Annotated in this window: 23 protein-coding genes and 1 tRNA gene; 7 read left to right on the forward strand and 17 right to left on the reverse strand. The window is 67.3% G+C overall.

Translation table 11 applies throughout. The annotated features are described in order from the left end of the window. Positions 1-10 precede the first annotated feature (10 nt). Both HL653_RS09005 and HL653_RS09010 read left to right on the forward strand, forming a co-directional pair. Entirely contained in the window at positions 11-886 is an 876-nt protein-coding gene (locus HL653_RS09005) for a hypothetical protein (RefSeq protein ID WP_171744227.1), read from the forward strand. A gap of 41 nt (positions 887-927) precedes the next feature. After that, a tRNA-Thr gene (locus HL653_RS09010) sits at positions 928-1002 on the forward strand. 98 nt (positions 1003-1100) lie between these two features. On the opposite strand, the gene HL653_RS09015 is transcribed toward HL653_RS09010, so the two are convergent. The 6 genes from HL653_RS09015 to HL653_RS09040 all read right to left on the reverse strand — a co-directional run bounded on the left by HL653_RS09015 (position 1101) and on the right by HL653_RS09040 (position 9609). Continuing rightward, a complete protein-coding gene (locus tag HL653_RS09015; RefSeq protein WP_171744228.1) occupies positions 1101-3914 on the reverse strand; it encodes a TonB-dependent receptor in 2814 nt (937 codons plus the stop codon). 219 nt (positions 3915-4133) lie between these two features. Further along, positions 4134-4514 carry a DUF779 domain-containing protein gene (locus tag HL653_RS09020; RefSeq protein ID WP_171744229.1) on the reverse strand — a complete coding sequence of 127 codons (381 nt, stop codon included), beginning with the start codon at positions 4512-4514 and terminating at the stop codon, positions 4134-4136. Positions 4515-4669: 155 nt separating this feature from the next. Further along, a complete protein-coding gene (gene adhP, locus HL653_RS09025) occupies positions 4670-5701 on the reverse strand; it encodes an alcohol dehydrogenase AdhP (RefSeq protein WP_171744230.1) in 1032 nt (343 codons plus the stop codon). An 82-nt stretch (positions 5702-5783) separates the two neighbouring features. Then, positions 5784-7310, reverse strand: coding sequence for an aldehyde dehydrogenase (adh, locus tag HL653_RS09030; protein WP_171744231.1), 1527 nt, complete (start codon positions 7308-7310; stop codon positions 5784-5786). 149 nt (positions 7311-7459) lie between these two features. Further along, positions 7460-8416, reverse strand: a complete 957-nt coding sequence (locus tag HL653_RS09035; protein WP_171744232.1) for a GAF domain-containing protein — start codon at positions 8414-8416, stop codon at positions 7460-7462. A 122-nt stretch (positions 8417-8538) separates the two neighbouring features. Continuing rightward, positions 8539-9609 (reverse strand): FUSC family protein, encoded by a 1071-nt coding sequence (locus HL653_RS09040; RefSeq protein ID WP_171744233.1) that lies wholly within the window; start codon positions 9607-9609, stop codon positions 8539-8541. 237 nt (positions 9610-9846) lie between these two features. On the opposite strand from HL653_RS09040, the gene HL653_RS09045 reads away from it, so the two are divergent. Continuing rightward, positions 9847-12282 (forward strand): beta-galactosidase, encoded by a 2436-nt coding sequence (locus HL653_RS09045; RefSeq protein ID WP_253717785.1) that lies wholly within the window; start codon positions 9847-9849, stop codon positions 12280-12282. A 252-nt stretch (positions 12283-12534) separates the two neighbouring features. Here the strand turns inward: HL653_RS09045 and HL653_RS09050 are convergent, their stop codons facing one another. From HL653_RS09050 to HL653_RS09075, 6 genes are all read right to left on the reverse strand, one after another. Beyond that, positions 12535-12717: a hypothetical protein gene (locus HL653_RS09050; protein WP_171744234.1), complete on the reverse strand. Its 183-nt coding sequence runs from the start codon at positions 12715-12717 to the stop codon at positions 12535-12537. 152 nt (positions 12718-12869) lie between these two features. After that, a complete protein-coding gene (locus HL653_RS09055; RefSeq protein WP_171744235.1) occupies positions 12870-14348 on the reverse strand; it encodes an NAD(P)(+) transhydrogenase (Re/Si-specific) subunit beta in 1479 nt (492 codons plus the stop codon). 109 nt (positions 14349-14457) lie between these two features. Then, a complete protein-coding gene (locus HL653_RS09060; protein ID WP_171744236.1) occupies positions 14458-14772 on the reverse strand; it encodes an NAD(P) transhydrogenase subunit alpha in 315 nt (104 codons plus the stop codon). Then, complete coding sequence (locus tag HL653_RS09065; protein WP_253717786.1) at positions 14772-15134, reverse strand: endonuclease domain-containing protein; 363 nt, start codon at positions 15132-15134, stop codon at positions 14772-14774. Before HL653_RS09065 ends, HL653_RS09060 begins: the two co-directional genes overlap by 1 nt. 104 nt (positions 15135-15238) lie before the next feature. Next, positions 15239-16366: an NAD(P) transhydrogenase subunit alpha gene (locus tag HL653_RS09070; protein WP_171744238.1), complete on the reverse strand. Its 1128-nt coding sequence runs from the start codon at positions 16364-16366 to the stop codon at positions 15239-15241. A 7-nt stretch (positions 16367-16373) separates the two neighbouring features. After that, on the reverse strand, positions 16374-16487 hold the full coding sequence (locus HL653_RS09075) for an aa3-type cytochrome c oxidase subunit IV (RefSeq protein ID WP_253717788.1): 114 nt from the start codon (positions 16485-16487) through the stop codon (positions 16374-16376). A 297-nt stretch (positions 16488-16784) separates the two neighbouring features. On the opposite strand from HL653_RS09075, the gene HL653_RS09080 reads away from it, so the two are divergent. The 3 genes from HL653_RS09080 to folP all read left to right on the forward strand — a co-directional run bounded on the left by HL653_RS09080 (position 16785) and on the right by folP (position 19363). After that, complete coding sequence (locus HL653_RS09080) at positions 16785-17912, forward strand: site-specific DNA-methyltransferase (protein WP_301337967.1); 1128 nt, start codon at positions 16785-16787, stop codon at positions 17910-17912. Between the two features lie 166 nt (positions 17913-18078). Next, on the forward strand, positions 18079-18258 hold the full coding sequence (locus HL653_RS09085) for a hypothetical protein (RefSeq protein WP_171744240.1): 180 nt from the start codon (positions 18079-18081) through the stop codon (positions 18256-18258). A gap of 7 nt (positions 18259-18265) precedes the next feature. Next, a complete protein-coding gene (gene folP / locus HL653_RS09090; protein ID WP_171744241.1) occupies positions 18266-19363 on the forward strand; it encodes a dihydropteroate synthase in 1098 nt (365 codons plus the stop codon). 182 nt (positions 19364-19545) lie between these two features. Here folP and HL653_RS09095 read toward each other — a convergent pair whose 3' ends face one another. Next, positions 19546-20202 carry a ribonuclease HII gene (locus HL653_RS09095; RefSeq protein WP_171744242.1) on the reverse strand — a complete coding sequence of 219 codons (657 nt, stop codon included), beginning with the start codon at positions 20200-20202 and terminating at the stop codon, positions 19546-19548. A 150-nt stretch (positions 20203-20352) separates the two neighbouring features. Between HL653_RS09095 and HL653_RS09100 the strand changes: the two genes are divergently transcribed. After that, positions 20353-21297, forward strand: coding sequence for a glucokinase (locus HL653_RS09100; RefSeq protein ID WP_171744243.1), 945 nt, complete (start codon positions 20353-20355; stop codon positions 21295-21297). Here the strand turns inward: HL653_RS09100 and HL653_RS09105 are convergent. The 4 genes from HL653_RS09105 to HL653_RS09120 all read right to left on the reverse strand — a co-directional run bounded on the left by HL653_RS09105 (position 21281) and on the right by HL653_RS09120 (position 24000). Further along, positions 21281-22459: a glycosyltransferase family 1 protein gene (locus HL653_RS09105; RefSeq protein ID WP_171744244.1), complete on the reverse strand. Its 1179-nt coding sequence runs from the start codon at positions 22457-22459 to the stop codon at positions 21281-21283. The genes HL653_RS09100 and HL653_RS09105 overlap by 17 nt on opposite strands. 46 nt (positions 22460-22505) lie before the next feature. Then, positions 22506-23039, reverse strand: coding sequence for a CHAP domain-containing protein (locus HL653_RS09110; RefSeq protein WP_171744245.1), 534 nt, complete (start codon positions 23037-23039; stop codon positions 22506-22508). Between the two features lie 184 nt (positions 23040-23223). Then, positions 23224-23469, reverse strand: coding sequence for a hypothetical protein (locus HL653_RS09115; protein ID WP_171744246.1), 246 nt, complete (start codon positions 23467-23469; stop codon positions 23224-23226). Positions 23470-23643: 174 nt separating this feature from the next. Beyond that, the gene (locus HL653_RS09120) at positions 23644-24000 is read right to left on the reverse strand and encodes a PilZ domain-containing protein (RefSeq protein ID WP_171744247.1); all 357 of its coding nucleotides are present in this window, start codon (positions 23998-24000) and stop codon (positions 23644-23646) included. Between the last annotated feature and the right edge of the window lie 211 nt (positions 24001-24211).

Below are 24211 nucleotides of genomic sequence, written 5' to 3' on the forward strand. Positions count from 1 at the left end.
GGCGCGGGCGATGACACACCGCTTCGACCGCTTCGACCGCTTCGCCTGCATCGACTGGTCGGGCGCGGTGGGCGATCGGCTGAAGGGAATCGCCATCGCCACCTGCAAGGCGGGCGAAGAGGCGCCCAGCCTGGTGATCCCGCCGCGCGGGCGCTGGTCGCGGCAGGAGGTGCTGGACTGGCTGATCGCGCAGGCCCCGCGCCGGATGCTGATCGGGCTCGATCTCTCGCCGTCCCTGCCCTTCGCCGACGAGGGCGCCTTCCTGCCGGGCGAGGGGACCGCCCCGGCCGACGCGCGGGCCTTATGGGCCTATGTCGAGGCGGGCTCGGCCGGGCAGGCGCATCATGCCGTCTCGCATTTCGTGGCGGATCATGCCGCGCATTTCCGGATCGGGATGCGGACGGGCGCGCGGTTTCGCACGGCGGGCAACGGCCGGATGCGCGCGACCGAGGTGGCAGCGCGCGCGCAGGGCGTGCGGCCTTATTCCTGCTTCAACCTCGTCGGCGCCTCGCAGGTCGGGCGATCGAGCCTGACCGGGATGCGCGTGCTGCATGCGCTGGACGGGCGCATTCCGTTCTGGCCGTTCGATCCCGTGCCGGAGGAGGACGCGCTGCTGGTGGAAATCTATACGAGCATCGCCGCGCGCCGGGCGGGCGTGACGGGCGGCACGAAGCTGCGCTCGATCGAGGCGCTGAACCGGGCGCTGACGGCGCCGGCCATCGCCTCGGCGCCCGTGCCCGGCGCGGGCGCGATCGACGATCACAGCGGCGATGCCCTGCTCACCGCCGCCTGGCTGCGCCGCGCCGCCGTCGATCCGGATCTGTGGCATCCGCACGATCTGGAGCCCGTTCGCGACACCGAAGGCTGGACGTTCGGCGTTCGCTGACGCATGGAGCGCACGTCATGCGACGGGGCATTGCCCCACGGGCCGGCTTAGCACAGCGGTAGTGCAGCGGTTTTGTAAACCGAAGGTCGGGGGTTCGATCCCCTCAGCCGGCACCATTCCATTCCGATATCAAGGGCTTGAATCGCGCTTCGGGATGCGGAGGCGCGCTCTGGCTTTGGGCGAGCGACGCCTCCGGCCTTGGGTCAGGCCCGCGTCACAATTTTCCCCGGATGCCGAAATAGACGCGGCGGCCGTAGGTTTCGATCACGTTGCGGCGATAGATGCTGTTCGCATCCTCGATCCGGGTGGCGTCCGTCAGGTTCACGCCCTCCAGAAACACGGAGAAGTGCTTGTTGACGACGTAGCTGAGCGACGCGTCGAACTGGCCGAAGGCTTCTCCGAACGAGGGATTGTTGCCGCGATCCTGCGCGTTGATCAGGAAGCGGCTGCGCCAGTTATAGGATCCGCGGATCGCGACATGCCCGTCGTCGTAGAAGAGTGACGCGTTGTAGCTGTTGTGGGAGACGCCCGGAAAGGGCAGCTTGTCGCGGGTGAAATAGTCGCGCCCTTCATAGCCGCTGTCGTGCATGTAGGTGTAGTTCAGCACGGTGCCGAGATTGTGGAGGAGGCCCGGCAGGAAGCCGAACGTCACCTGCGCGCCCGCCTCGAAACCCTGGATCGTAACATGCTGGGTTCCGTTCACGGGCAGGCTGATCGCATAGGTCTGCCCGTTGATTGTCTCTTCCTGGATGCGCGTGTCGATGAAGGACGTGATGTCCTTGCGGAAACCGGTGAGCGACACATAATCGGTGCGCGACATGTAATATTCGGCGCCGAGATCATATTGCCAGGCGCGATAGGGCTTCAGCCCCGGATTGCCGCGCGATCCCGTCAGCGCCACCGGATCGAGGCGGACGTTTGGCGCCTGCTGCGACGGGGCGGGGCGGGCGAGCACGTCGGTCGCGGTCGCGCGCAGCACCAGCTTGTTCGGGATGATTTCGGCGCGCAGATTGGCCGAGGGCAAAGCCACCGTATAGCTGCCGCTGTAGCGCACCGGCGTGATCACATTGTTCGCGCTCTGGCTGCCGTAGGAGATGGTGCGCGTGTGGGCGAGGCGCACGCCGAACACGCCGGACAGATCGATGCCCACGTCGGCCTTCACCGCCGTCTGCAGATAGCCGGCGATATTCTCCTCCTTCACCCGATAGGTATCGAGCGGCGAGGCGCTGCCATAGGGATCGGGCACGCCGATCGCGTCGGCGAGGGGCTGGCCGAGATTCAGCCAGCGATCGATCCCGCTGAAGCCGAGGTCGCCGGTGCGGAAGAAGCTGCCGTCGCCCACGGTGGCGTGGGCGCCCAGCAGGCTCTGGATCTGGCCGAGCATGGCGGCCGGCGTGGTGGTGGAGAGGATCTGCGTGCCCGTCACGCCCGATTGCGTGCGGGTGGTCTGCCCGGTGACGCCGTTCAGCGTGTAGACCGAGTTGAAAAAGGTGCTGCTGGAGGTGAGGTTGCGCGCCTCCACGCCGGCCTTGAACGACTGGAAGATGCTGGCGCTTTCGGGCTTGAACTCGGCATCGAACTTGCCGCCCACCTCGCGCTGCCGGTTGATCCGTGGCCGCGCCTCGGCGGAGAGCGTGTTGACGCCTGCGGTCGAGGTCGGATCGATCGGCAGGATGATGTTGGGGCCCTGCTGCGGATTGCTGTAATCGATCTTGATCCAGGGCAGGGCGTCCCGGCCGGAAACGGTGGCGGTGAGGTCCACCTCGTTGTTGAAGACGCGCGATTTCGCATAGGTGCCGCGCGCCGACAGCGTCAGGCGGCCCAGCGTCCATTCGGATCCGGCGATGCCGTTGAACGTCCGCCGGTTGAGGCTGCCGATCACGCTGCGATAATTGACGGCGAGGCCGGACGGCGCGTTGAGCCCGTTGACGAACGTCACCGTGCGCGCGGTTTCGTCGGCGATGGCGACGCTGCCGGTATCGATGCCGCCATTGGCCACCGCCTGGGTCGTGCCGATCTGGAGATACTGATCGTCGGAGCGCGTATCGCTGCGGGTGAAGGTGCCTTCGACATAGGCCTTGAAGTTCGGCTCCGGGCGCCACTCGACGATGCCGTTCAGGGCGTAACGCTTGGTCGGCTCGTTCGACTGGATGTAGCGCGGGATATCGGGATAGAAATCGCCGAAGCCGCTCTTGTCGACATCGACGCAGCGGGCCTGATTGCGTCCGCTCAGGCAATTCTGCGCGGCGGGCGTCGCGGGCTGCACCGTCTCCACCTGACGCCAGCCGGTCGTGCGCGCCTGATCGTAGCGGATCGTGCGCTTTTCGTACGTGCCCGACAGCAGCACGCCCAGCGTGTCATGGGCGAACAGCTTGCTGCCGATCAGCGCCAGCCGGGGATCGGCGGTCTTGGCCAGCTGATTGTAGATGCCCTGCGCGGATCCCGCGAGATAGCCGTCCTTCGTATCGAACGGCCGCCGGGTGATGACGCGCACCGTGCCGCCCAGGCCGCCTTCGGTCATGTCCGCCGTCGCGGATTTCACCACCTCGACGCGCGAGAGGAACTCGGTCGGCAAATCGCGGAAATCCACCTGCCGGTTGCTGCCATTGCCCGCGGCGGCGGCGATGCTGGTGGAAAGCGCGGTCTGCCCGTTGATCTCGACGCGGTTGAGCGAGGCGTCGGCGCCCCGGATCGTGATGCTGGAGCCCTCGCCGCCTGCGCGGGTGAGCTGGACGCCGGTGACGCGCTGGAGCGCCTCGGCGATGTTCTTGTCGGGGAATTTGCCGGTATCCTCGGCCGAAATGGCGTCGATCACCTGCGGGGCATTCCGCTTCGCGGTCAGCGCGCCGGCCAGGCTCTGGCGAATGCCGGTGACGACGACTTCCTTCTCATCGGCGCCCTTCTCGTCCGCACCGTCGGTCTTGGCGGAGGGCGATGGCGCCGGTGCGCTCTGGATCGCCGCCTGAGCGATCACGGACGTGCTGGAAAGCAGCGCGAAAGGCGCCAGGAAAAAGCTGTAGCGTCCCATAAATCCCCGTTTTTTTGCGATTTTGTGGGGAGGGCGGCTAAATCCTACTTTATCGATAGGCAAAAAAGAAAAACTTCGCCCAAACCTAGGCGCGCGGCCTTGGACGTGCGGGTTGTCGATCCCGGTGTTGCGATGAGCGGGCGAGGTGGTCCACGCGGAGGAGGGTGGGGCGAGGGCGTCGCGACAAACACGCCCGGTTGGCGGCCCGGCCGCGAGGATTCAGGCGTGGGTGCGCAGCCAGTCGCGTTCCGCGTCGGTGAACACCCGGCCGCGCGTCAGGAAGCGTTTCTCGCGGCCATTGTCGAGGCTGAACATGCCGCCACGCCCGGCAACGACATCGAGGATCAATTGCGTGTGCGCCCAGGCCTCGCCTTGCGCGCGGCCGATATAGACGGGCGCGCCGCCGACCTCGCCCAGCAAGATGTCGCCCTCGCCGAGGCGGAAGTCGCCGGCCGGATAGCACATGGGGGAGGAGCCATCGCAGCATCCGCCCGACTGATGGAACAGCACCGGCCCATGATCGGCGCGGATCTCGTCCAGCAACGCCAGCGCCGCCTGGGTGGCGACGACCCGTTCGATTCCGGCTGCCTCATGCGCCATGCTCCGCCTCCTGCTGTCGGATGACGATCTGACCTTTCCAAACCCGTTCGTGCTGAGCCTGTCGAAGCACCGTCCTTCTCCTCTTCGGCATAGCTAAAGAAGAACGGCACTTCGACAAGCTCAGTGCAAACGGGAAGGTAGGATAAGGCTTCTGTCTAGCCCACCAGATCCATCACCACGCGCCCTTCGATCTGGCCCTTGTGCATGCGATCGAAGATTTTGTTGATGTCCGCCAGCTTCGCGGTCTCCACCGTGGCCTTCACCTTGCCCTGTGCGGCGAAGTCGATCGATTCCTGCAGATCCAGGCGCGTGCCGACGATCGATCCGCGCACGGTGATGCCGTTCAGCACGAGGCCGAAGATGTTGAGCGGGAAATCGCCCGGCGGCAGGCCGTTCAGCGCCACGGTGCCGCCGCGCGCCGTTACCCCGATCGCCTGCTCGAACGCCTTGGGGCTGACGGCGGTGACGAGCACGCCGTTCACGCCGCCACCCGTCTCGCGCTTGATGATCGTCGCCGGATCCTCGTTGCGGGCATTGACCGTCACGGTCGCGCCCAGCCGGCGCGCGAGATCCAGCTTCGCATCATCGATGTCGATCGCCGCCACGTTCAGCCCCATCGCGACCGCATATTGCACGGCCATGTGGCCGAGGCCGCCAATGCCGCTGATCGCGACGAAGTCGCCCGGCTTGGTGTCCGTCATCTTCAGGCCCTTATAGACCGTGACACCGGCGCAGAGGACGGGCGCGATCTCGGCGAAGCTGATCGAGCTGGGCAGGTGGCCGACATAATTGGGATCGGCGATCACATAATCGGCGAAGCCGCCATTGATCGAATAGCCGGTGTTGAGCTGTGTTTCGCACAAAGTCTCCCAGCCGCCCAGGCAGTGCACGCAATGCCCGCACGCGCTGTAGAGCCACGGCACGCCCACGCGGTCGCCCTCCTTCACATGCTTCACGCCCGCGCCGACCTGGCTGACGAAGCCGACGCCCTCGTGGCCGGGAATGAAGGGCGGATTGGGCTTGACCGGCCAGTCGCCCTCGGCGGCATGAAGATCGGTGTGGCACACGCCCGACGCCTGGATCGCGACCTGGATCTGGCCGGGGCCGACCTCCGGCACGGGCACTTCATCGATGGTGAGGGGCTTGCCGAATTCGCGCACGACGGCGGCCTTCATGGTCTTCGCCATGGTCTCTCTCCTTTGTCTGGAACGTCTGGAAAAGGGTGCGCCCGGCCGTGAGGATGGGGAGCGGCCGGGCGCGGGGGGACAGTCAGAAGAAGCCGAGCTTCTTCGGGCTGTAACTGACGAGCATGTTCTTGGTCTGCTGATAGTGATCCAGCATCATCTTATGGTTTTCGCGCCCGATGCCGGACTGTTTGTAGCCGCCGAACGCCGCATGGGCGGGGTAAGCGTGGTAGCAGTTGGTCCAGACGCGCCCGGCCTGGATCGCGCGGCCGAAGCGGTAACAGGTGTTGGCATCGCGGCTCCACACGCCCGCGCCGAGGCCGTAAAGCGTGTCGTTGGCGATCGCGAGCGCGTCGGCCGCGTCCTTGAAGGTGGTGACGGACAGGACCGGGCCGAAGATCTCCTCCTGGAAGATCCGCATCTTGTTGTGCCCGCGGAACACGGTCGGCTGGACATAATAGCCGCCCGCCAGCTCGCCGCCGAGATCGGCCGCGCCGCCGCCGATCAGCAGCTCCGCGCCTTCCTGTTTGCCGATATCGACATAGGACAGGATCTTGTCGCGCTGCTCGGACGAGGCCTGCGCGCCGATCATCGTCGCCATGTCGAGCGGGCTGCCCTGCACGATCGCGGCGACGCGCTTCAGCGCGCGCTCCATGAAGCGGTCGTAGATCTTCTCGTGCACCAGCGCGCGGCTGGGGCAGGTGCAGACCTCGCCCTGGTTGAGCGCGAACATCACGAAGCCCTCGATCGCCTTGTCGAGATAATCGTCATCCTCGCGCACCACATCCTCGAAGAAGATGTTCGGCGATTTGCCGCCCAGCTCCAGCGTGACCGGGATCAGGTTTTCGCTGGCATATTGCATGATCAGGCGGCCGGTGGTCGTCTCGCCGGTGAAGGCGATCTTCGCGATCCGGGGCGAGGTGGCGAGGGGCTTGCCCGCCTCCAGCCCGAAGCCGTTGACGATGTTCAGTACGCCGGGCGGCAGCAGATCGCCGACCAGATCGATCCACACCATGATCGAGGCGGGGGTCTGCTCGGCGGGCTTCAGCACGATGCAGTTTCCGGCGGCCAGCGCAGGCGCCATCTTCCAGGCCGCCATCAGCAGCGGGAAATTCCACGGAATGATCTGGCCGACCACGCCCAGCGGCTCATGGAAATGATAGGCGACCATGTCGTGGTCGATCTCGCCGAGCGAGCCTTCCTGCGCGCGGATGGCGCCCGCGAAATAGCGGAAATGATCGATCGCGAGCGGAATGTCCGCCGCCATTGTCTCGCGCAGCGGCTTGCCATTGTCCCACGTCTCGGCGGTGGCGAGTGTCTCGAGATTCTGCTCCATCCGGTCCGCGATGCGGTTCAGGATGCGGGCGCGCTCGGTGACGGAGGTCTGGCCCCAGGCGTCCTTGGCCTTGTGGGCGGCGTCGAGTGCGGCCTCGATATCCTCGGCCTGCGATCGGGCGATCTCGCCGACGACCTTGCCGGTGATGGGGGAGATATTCTCGAAGTAGCGGCCCGCCTTGGGCGCGGCCCAGCGGCCGCCGATGAAATTGTCATAACGTGCTGCGAACGGCGGCGTGAGCGTGGTGGCCGGACGGTCCTGAATGATGGCATCCATGTGCCTGATCCTCTTCATCTCTCGATCGGCGCCGTTTGACCCGGCGTCTGGAGAGGAGGTTGGACCTGGGGGATGCCGGGCGAAAGAGCCGGAAAATCGCGGCGGTCCGGATCCGTCTCACTATCGAGACAGGTGGGATCCGGAAACGATCAGTGCTTCATCCCGGCGCGCGCCATGCGCCGATAGAGGGTCGCGCGGCCGATGCCGAGCAGGCGCGCGGCCTCGCTGGCATTGCCGTTGGCGCGCGCCAGCGCGCGGCGCAGCACGGCGCGATCGGCATCGTCGAACGAGAGCGGCGCCTGTTCGCCCAGCAGCTGATCCAGCGCGCGCGGAGTCGCCAGCGCGGCATCCTCCAGCCGCAAGTGCAGCCGCGCGGCGCGGCTGGCGCCGATCACCAGATCGTCGCGGTCCACCGCCAGCAGCGCCGTGCCCGTCACCGCATCGTCGGAGAGCAGGACGATGCGATGCCCCTCGAAATGGCGGCAGAAAAAGTCGCGTTCGATCTGGCGCGCGGCATCGCGGACGAGGGCCGCGATCATCTCCGCCATCGCCGGGCTGTGATCATCGCGACAGCTGGAGACGTCGAGCGCGGCGGCCAGCCGGCCATAAGGATCGTGCACGGGCGCATCCATGCAGCTGATGTGCACGTTGCGGCTGGCGAAATGCTGGTCGCGGTGGATGATCACGGGCTTGCCCTCGAACAGGCAGGTGCCGATGCCGTTGGTCCCTTCCTCCGCCTCGCTCCAGCGCGCGCCCTCGACCAGCCCGGCGGCGGAGAACCCGTCCGCATCGCCATCGCCCGCCCGACGCTCCAGGATCACGCCGCGCGCATCGCTCAGGATCACCGCGCATCCCGATCGCGCGACCGAGCGATAGATGTGATCCAGCACGGGCACGGCGACCGAGAGCATCAGGCCATGCTCGGTGCGCAACGTCGCCAGCGCGGCGCCGTCCATCCGCTCGCGCTGGTCGCGATCCTCGGGGTCCAGCCCGTGGGCGAGGACCGATCGGCACCACGATGCGGCGATCGCGGATACGCCCGCGCTGCTCGGCGACCGCACCGCCTCGAACACCGACTCTCCGTGGCTGGCGCTGCTCTGCTTCATGCCTTCTCTCGTTGCCCGCAGGGTCGCAGACGGCCCCGCACGGAGTCAATGGCGAGGGTCGGGTCGGCCCCTGGCGGTCATCGTTTATCATGGCCCGGAACCATAAACCTGAGCGCGCCCCCTCAGCCGCCGGTCTTGCCGATCTCCTGTCCCAGCCGGCCGCCCAGATCGGCGAGGTCGCGGTGGAGAATCTCGATCGCGAAGGCGAGGCCGAAGACGCGGCCGGCATCGGCGAAATCCATTGTCCGGATCAGGCCGGACTGGCGCAGGCTGCCGAACGCCTCCTCGAAGGCCTGATATAAAGGCTGTTCGTCGCCGGTCGCCGCCGCCGTGCCTGCACGAAGCGCCGTGGCGCAGCGCCCGGCATATTCGGCTTCGGCCGCCAGCAATGCGGTGGCAGGCGCTGCGATGAGGTGCGCGGCGGGCGCGGGAAGCGGCAGATCGATCGCGCGTGCCACGAGGATCAGGTCGTTGCGGATCCGCCAGAGCGCGCGCGCGATCACGGGCGGCGGCGCGCCATAGGCCAGCCCGGAGGCGCGCTCGCGTTCGGCATCGCGGGCGGCCTGCTCCACCGCGCCGAGCGCGGCGCGCAGCGGTCCATGCTCTCCGGCCAGGGCGGGTGTCCCCGTATCCCCGACGGCGGCGGCGAGAACGCCGAGGATGCGCTGCATCTGCTCCAGCACGGCGGCGGCGCGCGCGATGACGAGCGGTTGCGAGCGCGCCGGGAAAACCAATACGCTGACCGCGACGCCGATCAGCCCGCCCAGCGCGATCTCGACGATGCGATCGATCACGAAGTGCAGGACGGGCATTCCCTGCGGCTGCGTGAGCAGCAGGATCGCGGCGGTGACGGGCGCCACCTTGAGCTGCGGGCGCACCGCCGCCGCAAAGGCCGTGATGCCGACCACCACGACCAGGGCGACGCCGATCGTGACATCGCCATGCTGGATCGCGACCGTGGCGATGCCGCCGATCAGCGCGCCGGCGATCGTTCCGAACAGCCGATCCAGCGCGGCGCCCAGCGTGGTGGCGATCGAGCCCTGCAGCACGATGATCACCGTGAACACCGCCCAATAGCCCTGGGCGAGGTGAAGCATGCGATAGGCCGTGTAGGTCAGCGCGCAGCCGATCAGCACCCGCGCGGCCTGGCGCAATTGGGAGCCGTAGCGGTCGAGAAGGTTCGAGTGGGGCATCGTGGACGATCGATCAGCGCGCTTCGGCCCGCTCTGCCCTCAACGGCCTAGGATGGCAATGTGGCGGGCGTCGTCGTCGGCCCTGAGGGCGCATCGGGATGCGGTCCGGAGTGACCTACGTCGTTCCGCATTGCGCACGGGATCGATCGGTCGCACAATAAGTATGACATATCATATGAATATGCCCGGCCGGTCAGGACGGGCCGGGCGGACCGGATCCGCCGGCAGGGGAGGACGATGATGAGGGCGTTTCGCAGCGGCATTCGGGGCTCGGCACTGGCATTGCTGGCGGCCGGACCGGCCTTTGCCGCGACCGTCACAGTGGATGCGACCGCCCCGTCGCCACAGCCACGCTCCGGCCATCTCATAATGGGCACAGGGGCAGGGCCGCATGGCACGCTCGGCGTCGACAGTCGGGAGCTGCTGCGCGACGGCAAGCCCTGGCTGCCGGTGATGGGCGAGTTTCATTACACGCGCACGCCCGCCGCCGAATGGGATGCCGAGCTGGCGAAGATGAAAGCCTCGGGCGTCTCGATCGTCGCCACCTACATCATCTGGAACCAGATCGAGCAGGAGCCGGGTCGTCTCGACTGGACCGGCGATCATGACCTCCGCCGTTTCGCACAACTCTGCGCCAAGCATGGCCTGATGCTGTTCGTGCGCCCCGGCCCGTGGGCGCATGCGGAGACGCGCTTCGGCGGCATTCCGGACTGGATCGTGGGTTCCACCCGCCCGCGCAGCAACGATCCCGCTTATCTCGCGCAGGTCGAGCGCTTCTGGTCCGGCATAGGCGATCAATTGAAGGGCCAATTGTGGAAGGAAGGCGGGCCGGTCGTCGGTTTCCAGCTGGAGAATGAATATAATACCGACGGCCCCGGTCAGGGGCGCGATCATATCCAGGCGCTGAAGGCGCTCGCGCTGAAGCTGGGCTTCGATGTCCCGCTCTATACGGTGACGGGCTGGGACCACACCATCTATCCGCGTGGGCAGGTGCTGCCCGTCTTCGGCGGTTATCCGGACGAGCCCTGGTCGGCGAAGACGACGGCGCTGCCGCCCAAGGAGAATTATCTCTTCCGCTTCCACAGCCGGGTGAGCGGCGATCTGGGCGCGCAGACCAAATCGGCCAAGCGCGGTGACGCCGATGACGATATCGCGGACACGCCCTTCCTCGGCGCGGAATATGGCGGCGGCGTGCCCACCATGTATCGCCGCCGGCCGATCCTGCAGCCGGAGGATATCGCCGCCGCCGTCACGACCCAGGTGGGCTCCGGCGTCAATCTGCTCGGCTATTACATGTTCCACGGCGGCGCGAACCCGCTCGCCCACGGGCGCACCCTGGAGGAGTCGAGCCGCTCGGGCGGCTATAATGACGTGCCGGCGATCGGGTACGACTTTCAGGCGCCGATCGGCCAATATGGCGAGATCAATCCGGTCAACGGCGCGCTCCGGCCGCTCCACGCCTTTCTGGAGGCCTATGGCGACCGGCTCGCGCCGATGGTGCCGCACGAGCCCGCCGTCGTGCCGAGCGGGCCGGGGGATCGCGCGTCGCTGCGTTGGTCGCTCCGAAGTGCTGGCGACAGCGGCTTCCTGTTCGTGAACAATCACATCCGCCAATACCCGATGGCGAAGCAGAGCGCGGTGCGCTTCACGCTGAAATTGCCGGGCCGGACGGTGACGATGCCGTCGCGGCCGATCGACATCGCTTCGGGCGCGAGCTTCTTCTGGCCGATCGATCTGGATCTCGATGGCGTCCGGCTGGCCTGGGCGACGGCGCAGCCGATGACGCGGCTGGAGGATCGCGATGGGCCGATCCATGTGCTGGCCGCAACGCAGCCGGGGCCGGTGGAGCTGGCGTTCGATGCGGGCGTGCGCGCCGTCTCCGTGCCGACGCGTGCGGAGGACGGCGGCAGGCTGATCGCGCAGGTGATCCCCGCGCCGAACCGGATCGTGACCGTCACCAAGGCGGATGGTGGGCGCGTGCGCCTGCTGGTGCTGGACCCGGCCTCGGCGAAGCAGGCGTGGGTCGGCGAGGTCGGCGGCCAGCGCCGGCTGGTGCTGACCCCGGCCGATCTCACCTTCGACGGCGATCAGATCACGCTGCGGAAGCGGGGTGGCGGGGATGTGCCGCTCGCCGTCTGGCCGGCCGTGCCGTCACTGGCGAAGCAGCCGGGCGTGCGGAGCGGGGCGAACGGGGCGATGATCGCGCGGCTCCCGGCGGCAGCGACGCAGACGCTCACGCCGCAGCAGTCGCGCGCGGCGGGCGAGGCGCCGCCGGTGGAGATTGGCGGTCCGGCCAAGGCCGCGATGCAGCCGCTGGACGAAGCGCATCGCGTGGACGCGGCGTGGACGTTCAGCGTGACGACGGACGCGCTGCCCAAGGGCGGCGATGCCTTCCTCGAGATCGATTATCGCGGCGATATCGGCCGTCTGTTCGACGGCACCACGATGATCGACGATGCCTTCTGGGACGGGCGCGTGTGGCGCATCGGCCTGCGTCGCTTCGCCGCCCGCCTCGGCCATCCGTGGACGCTCACGGTGATGCCGCTCCGCGCCGACGCGCCCATCTATCTGGACGAGAAGACGAGGGCGCTCGTGCCCGCCAAGGAGCAGGTGGCGGACCTGCTCTCGGTGCGCCTGATCCCGGAAAGCGAGCTGACGATCAGGCTGCGCTAGGGCGGCGTTCGATCACTCTGCCGATCATTCTGCCGTGCTCCTGCGAAAGCAGGAGCCCAGAGCTTCGGGCGCATCCGCCTGCAACCCTGGGCTCCTGCGTCCGCAGGAGTACGGATGGCCTGAAGATGTGCGGCAATCTGTTCGTCATTGCGAGCGCAGCGAAACAATCCAGACCCGCACGGGAGGACTGGATTGCTTCGCTGCGCTCGCAATGACGATCGTGGGAGGGAGGCGTCGATCGCCCCCGGAGCGTCAGTCCTTGGCCTGGCTCTTCTTCTTCCGGTAGCGCGTCGCGTAGAGCAGGGCCGCCGCCAGCGCGGCCGATCCGATCCCCGCGCCCACGCCCGCGCCGATCCACATGCCCATGTTGGGATTCGCCTTCGCCTTCTCGGCGTCGGTCTTGGTTTCGGGCGTCTTGTTGGCGTCGTCGGCCATGGCGGGCACTCCCTGAACAGAAACGGAAGGCGTCCGCCCTTATCGCGCGAGCTGCCGCGCTGTCGAGCCGGGCGCGGCGAACCGTTTCCGCGCGGGGGTAGCGGCGCGGGCTGGTCCGTCCTTACGCCGAAAGACGCATCTTCAAACGAGCCTCAGTGCGCCAGCGCCTTCACGATCTCCTCCACCATCTTCTTGGCGTCGGCGAGGAGCATCATCGTATTGTCCTGGTAGAACACGTCATTGTCGACGCCCGCATAGCCCACGCCGCCCATCGATCGCTTGATGAACAGCACGGTCTTGGCCTTGTTCACGTCGAACACGGGCATGCCGTAGATGGGCGAGCTTTTGTCGGTCTTGGCGGCGGGGTTCACCACGTCGTTCGCGCCGATGATGAAGGCCACGTCGGTCTGGGCGAACTCGCTGTTGATGTCCTCCAGCTCGAACACCTCGTCATAAGGCACGTTCGCCTCGGCCAGCAGCACGTTCATATGGCCGGGCATGCGGCCCGCGACCGGATGGATCGCATATTTCACGGTGACGCCCTCGGCCTTCAGCACGTCGGCCATCTCGCGCAGCGCATGCTGGGCCTGTGCCACCGCCATGCCGTAACCGGGCACGATGATGACCTGCTCGGCCTGGCTCATCAGGAACGCCGCATCCTCGGCCGAGCCGCGCTTCCATGGCCGCTGCTCCTTCGCTTCGCCGCCACCTGCGCCACCCGCATCGCCGCCGAAGCCGCCCGCGATCACGCTGATGAAGCTGCGGTTCATCGCCGCGCACATGATGTAGCTGAGGATCGCGCCCGACGAGCCGACCAGCGCGCCGGTGATGATCATCGCGGTGTTGTGGAGCGTGAAGCCCATCGCGGCGGCCGCCCAGCCCGAATAGCTGTTCAGCATCGAGACGACGACGGGCATGTCCGCGCCGCCGATCGGGATGATCAGCAGGAAGCCGATCGCGAAGGACAGGAGCGCGATCGCCCAGAACAGGATCGGTGTGTTCAGGTGGAACAGGCCGACCAGCACGAGGATCGCGACGAGCGTACCGAGGTTGATGATGTGGCGGCCGGGCAGCATGATCGGCTTGCCGCCCATATTGCCGTTGAGCTTCAGGAAGGCGATCACGGAGCCGGAGAAGGTGATCGCGCCGATCGCGATGCCGAGGCCCATCTCGATCCGGCTGTTGAGGAAGATGTCGGCGCCGCTCTCGTCGAGGATGCCGAACGCGGCGGGGTTCAGGAACGCGGCGATCGCCACCAGCACGGCGGCGAGGCCGACGAGGCTGTGGAAGGCCGCGACGAGCTGCGGCATCGCCGTCATCTGGATGCGCTTGGCGGTGGTGAGGCCGATCACGGCGCCGATCAGGATCGCGCCGGCGATTTCAGCGGCGGTGATCCAGTCGATCGTCCACGTCGTCCAGCAATCGGCGGCGATCGGGCAGACCCTGGTGCCCACGGCGGGGGCGTGGGTGATGAGCGTGGTCGCCACGGCGATGGCCATGCCGGCCATGCCGAAGCGGTTGCCGCGCTGGCTGCTCGACGGGCTGGAAAGCCCGCGCAGCGCCATGATGAAGCAGACGCCCGCGACCAGATAGGCCAGCATCGCCCACGGATTGACGGCTACATGCTCCATTAAAACCCCCTCGAACCTTTTATCGCGTCATGCCAGCGAAGGCTGGCATCTCCGGGCTATCAGGCGCTCGCCCGGCCACACGAGATCCCGGCCTGCGCCGGGATGACGATCAATGCTTGGGACCGGCGCCGGCCGGCTTGTCCTTCTTCTTGTACATGGCGAGCATCCGCTCGGTGACCGCGAAGCCGCCGAAGATGTTCACGCTGGCCAGCACCACCGCCGCCAGGCCGAGCCATTTCGACGCGGCGGATCCGCCCAGCACGCCGGCCGCACTCGCCACCAGCGCGCCGACGATGATCACGGACGAGATCGCGTTGGTCACCGCCATCAGCGGCGTGTGCAAGGCGGGCGTGACCGACCAGACGACATAATAGCCGACGAAACAGGCCATCACGAAAATCGACAGGATCGAGATGAAGTCCATCAGCAGGCTCCGCTAAATTCCTCCCCATGCAAAGCATGGGGAGGGGGACCGACCGCAGGGCGGTGGAGGGGTAAGGCGGCGCGCGCAAGCATATCGGCTGCGGCATCCGGATCGTTCAAAACCTTGCGCGCTTCGAGCCGGACAATTTTGAGCCCGCGCGCGATCAGAAAAGCATCGCGAATTTCGTCACGGTGCGGTCGATTTCCGTGTGCGTGGCTGGCGCCGTCGATCTCGGTGGCGAGCTTGGCCGACGCGCAATAGAAGTCGAGAATATAAGGGCCGATCGGATGCTGGCGACGAAACTTCGCGCCGCCGGCCTTGCGCCGCAGACGCTGCCACAACAGACCTTCCGGCAGGCTCATGTCGCGGCGGAGGGCGCGAGCCTTGCGGACGGGATCTGCCCCTCCACCAGCCTTCGGCTGGTCCCCCTCCCCATGCGGGGCATGGGGAGGAACTAGGTGGGCGATCATCCGAGCAGCCTCGGGTTCACGACCTTGCCGCCCTGCGTCAGGCGGATGGCGTCGCCGATTTCGGCGTCCAGCACGGGTTTGCCCGCTTCCTTGTCCCAGAAGGCCGAGAGGAAGTTGAAGAGGTTGCGCGCGAATAGGGCCGAGGAATCGGCGGCCATCGTCGCCGCGATATTCTTCGCGCCGATGATCTTCACGCCGTGCTTCACGATCGTCTCGCCCGCGACGACACCCTCGACATTGCCGCCGCTTTCGGCCGCCAGATCGACGATCACGCTGCCCGCGCGCATCGTCGCGATCTGCGCGTCGGAGATCAGGCGCGGGGCGGGGCGGCCGGGGATCAGGGCCGTGGTGATGACGATGTCCTGCTTGGCGATATGCGCGGAAACCAGTTCGGCCTGTGCCTTCTGATACTCGTCGCTCATCTCGGTCGCGTAGCCGCCGGAGCCTTCGCCCTCGATGCCCTTCACGCTTTCCACGAAGATCGGCTTGGCGCCGAGCGACTGGATCTGCTCCTTCGTGGCGGAGCGCACGTCGGTGGCCGACACCTGCGCGCCGAGGCGCCGCGCGGTGGCGATCGCCTGCAGGCCGGCCACGCCCACGCCCATCACGAACGCCTTGGCGGCCGAGACGGTGCCTGCGGCCGTCATCATCATCGGGAAGGCGCGGCCATATTCGGCCGCCGCCAGCAGCACCGCCTTGTAGCCGGCGAGGTTCGACTGCGAGGAGAGGATGTCCATCGATTGCGCGCGCGTGATGCGCGGCATGAATTCCATCGCCAGCGCCTCATAGCCCGCCGCCGCATAGGCATCGACGCGCGCGCGCTCCGCGAACGGCGCGAGGCCCGCGACGATCCACGCGCCGGGGTTCGCGCCCGCAAGGCCCGTCGGATCGGCCCCCTGTATGCCGAGGATGATGTCCGCGCCCGCCAGCGTCGCCGCGCGATCGCCGATGGCGGCGCCGGCCGCCGCATAATCGGCATCGGAGATCGAGGCGGTGAGGCCGGCTCCGCTCTCCACCGCGACGGTGGCGCCGAGGGCCGCAAACTTCTTCACGGTCTCGGGCGTCGCCGAAACCCGCGTCTCGCCGGGCGCCGTCTCCTTCAGGACGGCGATCTTGAGTGCCATCAGGGAATCAGCGCGTGATGAGGAAGATGACGAAGGCGGCGATCAGCGCGCAGGCGATCGTGCCGGCCTTGGCGAGGCCGATGAAGCGCGCATAGGTTTCCTCATGCGCCTTCTGGTCCATTGGAGCGCCTTCGGCCATCCCGTATCCCCGTCCCTGTTGTTTCCGCCGGTTTAGACGCGCGCACCCCACACCTCAAGTCCTTCGCGGAGACGAAACGATCGCGGCAAAATGAGTCTTTTGCGCCACACCCACCAGAGCTTGAGTCCGGGCATCTTGCCGGTCGCCATATCCTGTGGATAACTTTTCCGGGGGCACGGTATCCATACCGCGTCTGCGAAAATTCCGATCAGCGGGACTCTTGACCGGGGAGTCCTGTCGGATTCATTGAGCGCGCTCATTGCGGGAAGGGCGGAATTTATGGGGGTTGTGCGACCGATACGGGAGGCTGCCGCGCGGCCGGCTCTGTCGCTGCTGCCGCTCGACACGATCCTGATCGGGGATTGCATCGCCGAGATGGCGAAGCTGCCCGACAAGTGCATCGACATGATCTTCGCCGATCCGCCCTACAATCTTCAGCTGGGCGGCGATCTGTTCCGTCCGGACGGCAGCCAGGTCGACGCGGTCGACGACGAATGGGACAAGTTCGACAGCCTCGCGGCCTATGATCGCTTCACGCGCCGCTGGCTGGCGGAGGCGCGGCGCATCCTGAAGGATGACGGCTCGATCTGGGTGATCGGCAGCTATCACAACATCTTCCGCGTCGGCACGGCGCTGCAGGACGAGGGCTTCTGGATCCTCAACGACATCGTGTGGCGCAAGGCCAATCCGATGCCGAACTTCAAGGGCACGCGCTTCACCAACGCGCACGAGACGATGATCTGGGCGTCGAAGGGCCAGAAGGCGCGCTACACGTTCAACTATCGCGCGATGAAGACGCTGAACGACGACGTGCAGATGCGCTCGGACTGGGAACTGCCGATCTGCGGCGGCGCCGAGCGTCTGAAGGACGAGCATGGCCACAAGACGCATCCGACGCAGAAGCCGGAGGCCTTGCTGTATCGCGTGCTGCTTTCGGCCAGCAAGCCGGGCGACATCGTGCTGGATCCCTTCTTCGGCACGGGCACGACGGGCGCGGTCGCGCGCCGCCTGCGCCGTCGCTGGATCGGGATCGATCGCGAGACGACCTATGTGAAGGCGGCGCGCGCGCGGATCGATTCCACGCTGCCGCTGGACGAGAGCGCGATGCTCGTCGTGGCCGAGCGCAAGACGGAGAAGCGCGTGGCCTTCGGCCTGCTGGTGGAAAGCGGCGCGGTGGCGCCCGGCACCAAGCTGATGGACTCCCGCCGCCGCTGGACGGCCGAGGTGATGGCCGATGGCGGGCTGGTCTGCGCGGACGGGGCAGGGGGGTCGATCCACAAATTGGGTGCCACGCTGCAGAATGCGCCGTCGTGCAACGGCTGGACCTTCTGGCATTTCGAGGAAGCCGGCGCGCTGATGCCGATCGACGTGCTGCGCCAGCGCCATCTGGCGGCGGCGAAGGGATAGGCTCGATACTTTCCAATTCCGTTCGTGCTGAGCCTGTCGAAGCACCGTTCCTTCTTTTCCCCACTGAAAAGAAGGACAGCCCTTCGACAAGCTTAGGGCAAACGGGAGAGGATGTGGCACTCGAACGCCACATGACGATCGCTGTGCAACCCGCTAGAGCCTCCATATGGCCGAACGCTTCGAACGACATCGTCAGCCCTGGAAACAGGACGAGATCCAGAAACTCCACACGCTCGCGAAGAAGGGCATGGCACTCAAGGCGATCGCCAAGGCGCTCACCCGCAGCGAGGATTCGGTGAAGGAGCGCGCCAAGCTCGACGGGCTCTCCATCGCCAAACTGCACTGAGCGCGGGGTGACCGGCTCCCGCCTCTATCTGCGCCCGACGGCGTTCGTGGATGCGCCGTTCGGGCATGACGGCAAGGTGCTGCGGCTCGCGGGCGGGCTCTGCTTCTTCTCCGCCGTCGAGGTGATCGAGGTCGAGGCCGGGCGTCGCATCGCGCAGACCTTGGTCGCGGTCGAGGCGCTCGATGCTTTCCTTGGCGGACTCCCCGGCGCGCTGGCGGAGCAGGGCAGGGCGTTCCTCGCGCGGCTGATCGCACCCCGCGCCCCTCTGCAGCTGGGCGCGCGTACCATCCGGCTGGATCAGCCGCAGGTGATGGCGATCCTCAACATGACGCCGGACAGCTTTTCGGATGGCGGCCGCAATGCCGATCCGGCCAGCGCCGCCTTGTCCGCCACACGCATGCTGGAGGCGGGGGCGGCTTTGATCGACGTGGGCGGCGAATCCACCCGGCCGGGCGCGGCCGCCGTGTGGGAGCAGGACGAGATCGCGCGCGTCGTGCCCGTGATCCAGCTGCTGGCGGGGGCGGGCGCGGCCATCTCGATCGATACGCGCAAGGCGGCGGTGATGGCCGCCGCGCTGGATGCCGGCGCGGGGCTGATCAACGACGTGTCGGGCCTCACATATGATAAAGAGGCGGAGGCTCTGGTCGCGGCGCGCGGTGCGCCCGTGGTGATCATGCACCATCGCGGCGATCCGGCGACGATGCAGCAGGATCCGCATTATGGCGACGCGCTGATCGAAGTCTATGACTGGCTGGAGGATCGCGTCGCATCGGCGGTGGCGGCGGGGATCGATCGCACGCGGATCATGGTCGATCCGGGCGTCGGCTTCGGCAAGACGCTGCGGCACAATCTGGCGGTGATGAACGGCCTGTCGCTGTTTCACGGGCTGGGCTGCGCGATCCTGTTGGGGGCGAGCCGCAAGCGCTTCATCGGCGCGCTTTCCAACGAGGCGCCCGCGCAGGAGCGGCTGGGCGGATCGGTGGCGGTGGTGCTGACAGGTGCCGCGCAGGGCGTGCAGATGGTGCGCGTCCACGATGCCTATGAGACGGTGCAGGCGCTGCGGGTGTGGCGCGGGCTGAGGGACGAGGCGCTTTCGCCGGTTTGACCCTTCTCTTCTCCCCTCCCTGGAAGGGAGGGGCCGGGGGTGGGTGGAAGCTTGCGAGCCGCTCGCTGGACAATGGCAGGTCGGTCGGGCTCGCTGCCGGAGCCGATCGCCCCGCCTTCCTCAACCCACCCCCAACCCCTCCCTTTCAGGGAGGGGAGTTTGGTGGGGGAGCGCAGAGGGGTTTAGCGCGCCACCACCGGCTCCAGCCCCGCCAGCAGATCCCCGAACGAGCGGCGATGGTGGCGGGTGGAGCCGTGCGTCAGGATCGCGTCGCGATGCGCCTTGGTGCCGTAGCCGGCATTCTGCTCCCAGCGATAATAGATGTGGCGCTGCGCGAGGCGCGCCATCAGGCGATCGCGCATCACCTTGGCCATGATCGAGGCGGCGGCGATCTGCGGCACGATCGCGTCGCCCTTGATCACAGCGAGCGCATCGCCGGAAAGCCCGCGCGGCACGTCGATCCCGTCGATCCGTACGGGGGCGTCCAGGTCCAGCCGGGTGACGGCCTGCGTCATCGCCTGCAGCGTCGCGTTCCGGATATTATAGACGTCGATATAGCGTGCCGATCGCGCCGCGAAGGAGACGCGGGCGCAGCGTGCGATCAATGGGTAGAGCGCCTCGCGCTCGGCCTGCGCGATCTTCTTGCTGTCATCCAGCCGCGCGAGCAGCCCCTTGGGCAGCGCCTCGGGCTCGAACCACACCGCACACACCACCACGGGGCCGCAGAGTGCCCCCCGGCCCACTTCGTCGCAGCCGATCACCGGCGGGAACAGGCTCGCCCGTCGCCGCGCGAACGGGCGCACGCTGGACTTGCTGGATGGGGAGGACTTGGACGGCATCGCGCCGGAATTAGTCCGGGCCGTGCCGTGACGGAAGAGCCGGCTCTTCCCAATGGCTGCATTAACCGCTTATCTACTTGAACTCGCTAGATTGTGGGGATCGGAAAAGCCGCGGCCGACACGGATCGCGGGATCCGGGGGAGAGGCGCCGTGTCCGACGACTGGCTTTTGATCGATATAGATGGCGGAAATGCGCGCTTTGCGCTGGCGTGCGGCGCCGATCATGCGGAGCTTCGCCAGCAGCGCCATTATTCCAGCCGCGATTTCGTGACCGCCACCGATTGCATCCTCCATTATGGGCGGGAGGCGGGGATCACCTTGCGCGGCCTGCCGACGGCGGTGGTGATCAGCGGGCCCGTGATCGGCGATACCGTCCGGGTGGCGCGATCGCCGTGGATCATCTCGGTCCGAGGGCTGGCCTATGTGATGGACCGCATGCCCGCCGTGATGAACGACAGCGCGGCGAAGCTCTGGTCCGATCTCGCACCGTCGTCGAACCGGCATAGTCCGCTCGGCGGCCTGGCGGAGCCGAGGCAATTGCCGGACGGCAGCAAGGGTGGCTATCTCGCCGTCAATTTCCGGTCGGGGCTCGGTGCGGCTTTGCTGATCCACTCCCCGCACGGGATTGCGCATGCCGAAACGGAGATCGGCCACATCGCCTTTTCCCCCTTCGGCGATGTCGAGCGCACGGTGTGGACAGCGTTGTCGGGTGCGCGTGGGCCGGTCGGCTGGGAGCGGGCCCTGCTGGTCGGGCGGGACGATCCGATCTGGGCCGGCACGTCGCTGCGGGGCAATGCGATCGGGATCGCGCGGGCGCGCGCGGCGATGCTGGGCGCCTTCTGCGGCGATGCGGTGCTGGCGACAGGGGCGTGGAACGGGCTGCTGCTGCACGGCGCCGGCAACGATCTGCTCGCTGGCGATCAGCTCGCCGCCGCATTCAACGAGCGGTTCGAGGCGCGGGCGGGCTATGCCTCGATGCTTCGCCGCGTGCCGCGCTGGCGGGTTGAGGCACGCGAGGAAAATCTCGTCGGCGCGGCCAATTTCCTCCGCGCGCGGATGAAAGCCGGAGAGGGCTCCCTCAGCGCGCCTTGCTGATCGGGCGGCCGCCCATTTCGCGCAGCCGGATCACGCGCAGATAGCCTTCGACAAGGGCCTGATTGACGCGATCCCAGGTGTAGCGTTCGCTGGCGGCAAGGCCGGCGCGTCCGGCGGCTTCCCGCGCGCCGGCATCCTCGCAATAGAGGCGCAGCGCCTGCGCGAAGGCCTCGTTGGCGCCGGGGCGGATCAGGCGGCCGGTGATGCCGTCCTCGACCAGGCTCTCGCTGCCCGTCGCCTTGGCGGCCACCACGGGCAGGCCGCTGGCCATCGCCTCCAGCGTCACGTTGCCGAACGTCTCGGTGACGGAGGGGTTGAACAGCATGTCGCACGAGGCCATCGCGCGGCCCAGATCCTCGCCGCGCTGGAAGCCGGCGAAGATGGTATCCTCGGGCAGGCGCTTTTCGAACCATTCGCGCGCCGGGCCTTCGCCCACCACCACGATGCGGCCCTTCGTGCCGCGCTGGCGCATCAGATCGATCGTCTCGGCGAAGACGTCGAGGCCCTTTTCCATCACGAGCCGGCCGACATAGCCGATGGCGGGCTCGTCATCGGCCAGGCCGATGCTGCGGCGCCACTCCATGTCGCGCCGCTGAGGCGTGAAGATCGCATTGTCCACGCCGCGCGTCCAGATGCCGACGTCATAGCTCATGCGCTGTTCGCGCAGCACCTGGGCCATCGATTCGGACGGGGCGAAGATCGCGTCGCAGCGGCGATAGAAGCGCCGCAGATAGGCCTCCACCGCCGGCTCCAGAAACGCGAAGCCGTAATAGCGCGGATAGGTCTCGAAACGGGTGTGGACCGAGGCCACCACCGGCTTGCCCCAGTAGCGCGCGAGCGTGACGGCGCGGTGGCCGAGGATTTCGGGGCTGGCCACGTGGAAGATGTTCGCGCCGAATTCGCGCAGGTTGCGGCGCACCTTTCCGGGGATGCCGAGCGGCGCGCGATATTCGCCGCGACCGGGCAGGGGCAAAGAGGGGACGTTCACGACGCGGCCGGTGGAGGCGAAGGCGGGCTTGGCCACCTTGGGGCTGTAGATGCGGACCTTGGCCCCTTCGCGCATCAGATAGCCGACAAGGCGGTTCAGCGCCTGATTGGCCCCGTCCCGCACATAATTATAATTGCCTGAGAACAGCGCGACGCGCAGGTCGGTAACATCCATTGCGCGCCCCTAACGGACGGGCGGTGTCTATGCAATGAACCGGAGATCAGCCGCCGATGCCGGCGTTCTTGCCTTCCAGCGCCTGGCCGGCGGCAGCGGCCTCGGCGGCGACGGCCTTCGCGCCGCCATAGATGAAGCCGTAGGTGGGGTAAGCGCGCTGGCCGATATCGTGGATCGGCGAATACCAGACCTTCACCTGGCTCCAGTCGCCGTTCGGCGAGGCGTCCACCACGGTCACGTCATTCTCGACGCGGCCCTTGGCGCCGCCCCAATTGGCGTGGGTCACCTTGATGATGCGATCGGAGACGATCTTGGTGACGGTGGCGACATGGCCCGAGCGCATGGCGCCGATCGCCTTGAACACCAGCACCGAGCCCATCTTGGGCGCGCCGCCCTGAGCATATTTGCCGATCGCCTGATGCCACCAGCTGGCGGCCGCGCCGAACAGCTGAATGCCCGAGAAGACGCGGGCGAACGGGGCGCACTGCCAATAGGTCGACTGGGCGTTGGCGGCCGTGGGGGCCGAGATCGCCGTGATGAAGATCAGAGCGGCAACCGCCGCCCGGGCACTTTTAAACAACTGCGAATCCCCCGATCCCGCTGACACAGTGTGAGCTACGGGATGGCGGCGGGCCTGTTAAGCTGCGGTGCGGCGAAACGACGGAGTCCTGCGTTCATCTGCAGGCAAGGCGGGAGAGGCTTTCCGAAAGGTAAAAGCGGGCCCGTAAAAAGGGCAGGAAATCGGCGCGAATGAAGGTCCCGCGTTACGAATCCTGATTCCGCGCGGCCTCCTTCTGGCGCTTGCGTTCCTCCCGCGCTCGCTTCTCTTCGTCCTTGCGCATCTTGCGGCCGGCGTTGCGATCCGCCTCGCTCTGGCTGGTCGTCGCCTTGTCGACCGTCCAGCTCGCGGCCTTCACCGGCGCGGTGACGATCGTGCCGACGGTGCGGACGCAGCCCGAAAGCGCGAGGGCGCACACAGCGAGCGCGGGGAGGGCGAGAGCCTTTTTCATGACGCCCGTCTGCCGGGCATTTGCGGCCGGATCACGGCACGGGCGATGGGATGAGGTGGGGGGCGGCGGGAAGCCCCGCCCGCAAGCGGGAGGCAGAGGAGGAGCGCAAGGCTCGCTTCGCTCGCGCCCACCCCCGGCCCCTCCAGCAGGCGGGAGGGGAGAGCGCCGCCCGGACTAGCGCCGCGGCTCATCCTTGTCGTCGATGGCCACGGGGGTGGCGGTGGCGAGGGCGAGGGCGACTTCGGCCGGGCTGACCGGGCGCAGGAATTCGCAGCCCACCACATCCCCGATCCGCCACACAACGCGGGCGTCGGCATAGCCGGTGCGGCCGAGCCGGAAGGTCAGCCGATCGCCACCGGCGACGGCGGCCGCGCATTGTGCGCCGAAGCCGCCTTCCGAGATATTCCAGAGCGTGACCGAGGACGGCACCCCATCCGGCCCGCGAACGCCGCAGGTGGCGTGGGTCGGCCAGCGGCGGGTCCGCCGGCGATCCTGGGCAAGTCGTTCGCCCGTGGGCGTGATGAACACCATGCGTAACCCTACCTACGACCACGACCCCGGGCTGTGCCCCGGGCCGATACCGAACCGTATTGCGGCGCCCTGCGGGGGCGCAACGCTGCGCTGCACCATTTCCTTATGCAGAAATACGGCCGAAGTGTGCATTCGTTTCGTTTCTGAGACGGTTTTGGGGTTTTTTAAGCCGGCCCAAACGAAAAACGCCGCCGCCCCTTCCGGGACGACG

The organism is Sphingomonas sp. AP4-R1 (assembly GCF_013113735.1).
GTDB lineage: Bacteria > Pseudomonadota > Alphaproteobacteria > Sphingomonadales > Sphingomonadaceae > Sphingomonas_I.